Raw genomic sequence first — 2,465 nt, forward strand, 5'->3', positions numbered from 1 at the left:
CCGGCTCCCGGCGCGGACCCCGGCACCGCCCGCTGGGACGACCTGGTGGAGCGCACCCCTGCCCGCCGTGGGCCCACCACGGCCCTGGCCGCCGAGCGGGCACGGCAGGCCCGGATGGCCGTCGTCGGACCGGTGACGGAGCGGTGGGCGCCCGAACAGGCCGGGCCCGTGCACGAGAACTGGCGGCTGGCTCCGCCGATCGGCCCCGCGACGGACCTGTGGGCGCTGGGCGCGCTGCTGTTCCGGGCGGTGCAGGGACACGCGCCCTACCCGGAGGAGTCGACGGCCGAGCTGGTGCAGATGGTGTGCGCGGAGCCACCCGCGTTCGCCGAGGAGTGCGGTCCGCTCCGCCCGGTGGTGGAGTCGCTGCTGCGTCAGGATCCCACCGAGCGCAGCGACGTCGAGGAGCTGCGGGGCTGGCTGCGCTCGCTGGTCCGGTCGGCACCCGAGCCGGAGGCGGGCCTCAACGTCATCACCGCGCCGCCCGTGGACGCCCGCCGGCTGCCGGTCGTACGACGCCGGGGCGAGCTGGTGCGCAGGCGGCGCGCCGCGCTCCCGGCCCAGCAGGCACGGCACAAGCGGAGCAAGCGGAAGACCGGGTCCCCCCGCCGGCTCGGGCGCACGCTGCTCCTCCTGGTGCTGCTCGCCATGGCGGCGGCGATCGCCTACGCGATGCTGTTCATGCCGAAGGCGGGGGAGGACACCGGGGGAGCGGCCACCGACCGCACCGGGGCCGTCGGTGCGACACCGGGCTCGTCGGACCCGGACGCCGGGGCCTCCCCGCGGCCCTCGGACGCCGACAAGGACGCCGGCAAGGACGACGACCAGGGCGGCGGCAAGGACGACGGCGCGAGCGGCGACAAGGAGTCGGCGCCCTCGGCCGAGACCCAGACCACCGGCCCCGAGGTCGCCGACGGCTACACCCTGCGCAAGGACCCCGAGGGCTTCCGGGTCGCCGTGGCCGAGGGCTGGTCCCGCACCGGGAAGAACGGCAGCGGCCAGGTCGTCTACGCCAAGGGCGACTTCGAGCTCATCGTCGTGCCCGGCCGGGACAGCGCGGCCGAGTACGGCAGCGACCCCATGGCCTATCAGCGGGACGACGAGCGGGAGCTCCAGCCGTACCGCGACTCCAGCTGGGCCACCTCGACCGGACTGAAAAGCATCGAGGTCGGCGGACGGAGCATGGCCGAGGGGCAGTTCACCTGGACCGGCTCGCGCGGCGACCTGTACGTCCGCAACCTGGCGACGCTGATCGACGGCCGTTATCACGTCGTCCAGGTGCGCGGCCCGGAGCGCGAGCGGGACGCGGTGACCCGGCACTTCGAACAGGCCGCGGCGACCTACCAGGCCGCGGGCTGACGGACCGGCCGTCGAACCAGGCGTCCGCGTACGCCCCTTCCTGCGTTTTGGTTGCCTCGCGGCTCACTTCGCGACAACAATCACAGTGCGGTCTCCTTGGCATCCCGTCGGTTCCCAGGATGGCCCTATGTCCTTACGCTGACCCTGTCAAGACCATTGCGGGGCAACGTGAATCAGATGCAGGGCCAACTCGTCGCGGGCCGGTACCGGCTCGGCGAGTCCATCGGCAACGGTGGCATGGGCCGGGTGTGGCGGGCACACGACGAGGTGTTGCACCGGTCGGTCGCCGTCAAGGAGTTGACCGCGGCGCTCTACGTCTCCGACAGCGAGCAGGCCATGCTGCTTGCGCGTACCCGGGCCGAGGCGCGGGCCGCCGCACGCATCAACCACTCCGCCGTCGTCACCGTGCACGATGTGCTGGAACACGACGGCCGGCCGTGGATCGTCATGGAGCTGGTCGAGGGGCGTTCACTCGCCGACGCCGTCAAGGAACAGGGGCGCGTCGAACCGCAGGAGGCGGCACGCATCGGCCTGTGGGTGCTGCGTGCCCTGGGGGCCGCGCACCGGGCCGGTGTGCTGCACCGTGACGTGAAGCCCGGCAACGTGCTGCTCGGCCGGGACGGCCGGGTCCTGCTCACCGACTTCGGCATCGCGCAGATCGAGGGCGACACGGCCATCACCCGCACCGGAGAGGTCGTCGGCTCCGTCGACTACCTGGCACCCGAGCGGGTGCGCGGCCACGATCCGGGGCCCGCCTCCGACCTGTGGGCCCTCGGCGCGACGCTGTACACCGCGGTGGAGGGGACCTCGCCGTTCCGTCGCACCTCGCCCCTGACGACGATGCAGGCGGTCGTCGAGGAGGAGGTCGACGCCCCGCGTCACGCCGGGCCCCTCACCCCCGTCATCGCCGCCCTTCTCAGCAAGGATCCGGCCGCCCGGCCCGACGCGGTCCGCGCCGAGGAGATGCTGGCCCAGGCCGCGGAGGGCCGCCGCCCGGACGCCGCGCAGGCGTACGTACCGACGCGGCCCGTCGCCACGCCGGGGCCGCAGCGCTTCGAGACACGGCCGGACACCGCACTGCCGGCCGGCCGCTCCGGCTCCGGGCT

2 protein-coding genes are annotated in these 2,465 nt (G+C 74.1%); both read left to right on the forward strand.

Translation table 11 applies throughout. The features are described from left to right. The coding region (locus G3I53_RS11100) for a serine/threonine protein kinase (RefSeq protein ID WP_164438292.1) at window positions 1-1,359 on the forward strand (1,359 nt) is incomplete at its 5' end. Between the two features lie 177 nt (window positions 1,360-1,536). Next, the coding region (locus G3I53_RS11105; RefSeq protein WP_164438293.1) for a serine/threonine-protein kinase at window positions 1,537-2,465 on the forward strand (929 nt) is incomplete at its 3' end.

The organism is Streptomyces sp. SID14436, assembly GCF_010548465.1.
Lineage (GTDB): Bacteria > Actinomycetota > Actinomycetes > Streptomycetales > Streptomycetaceae > Streptomyces.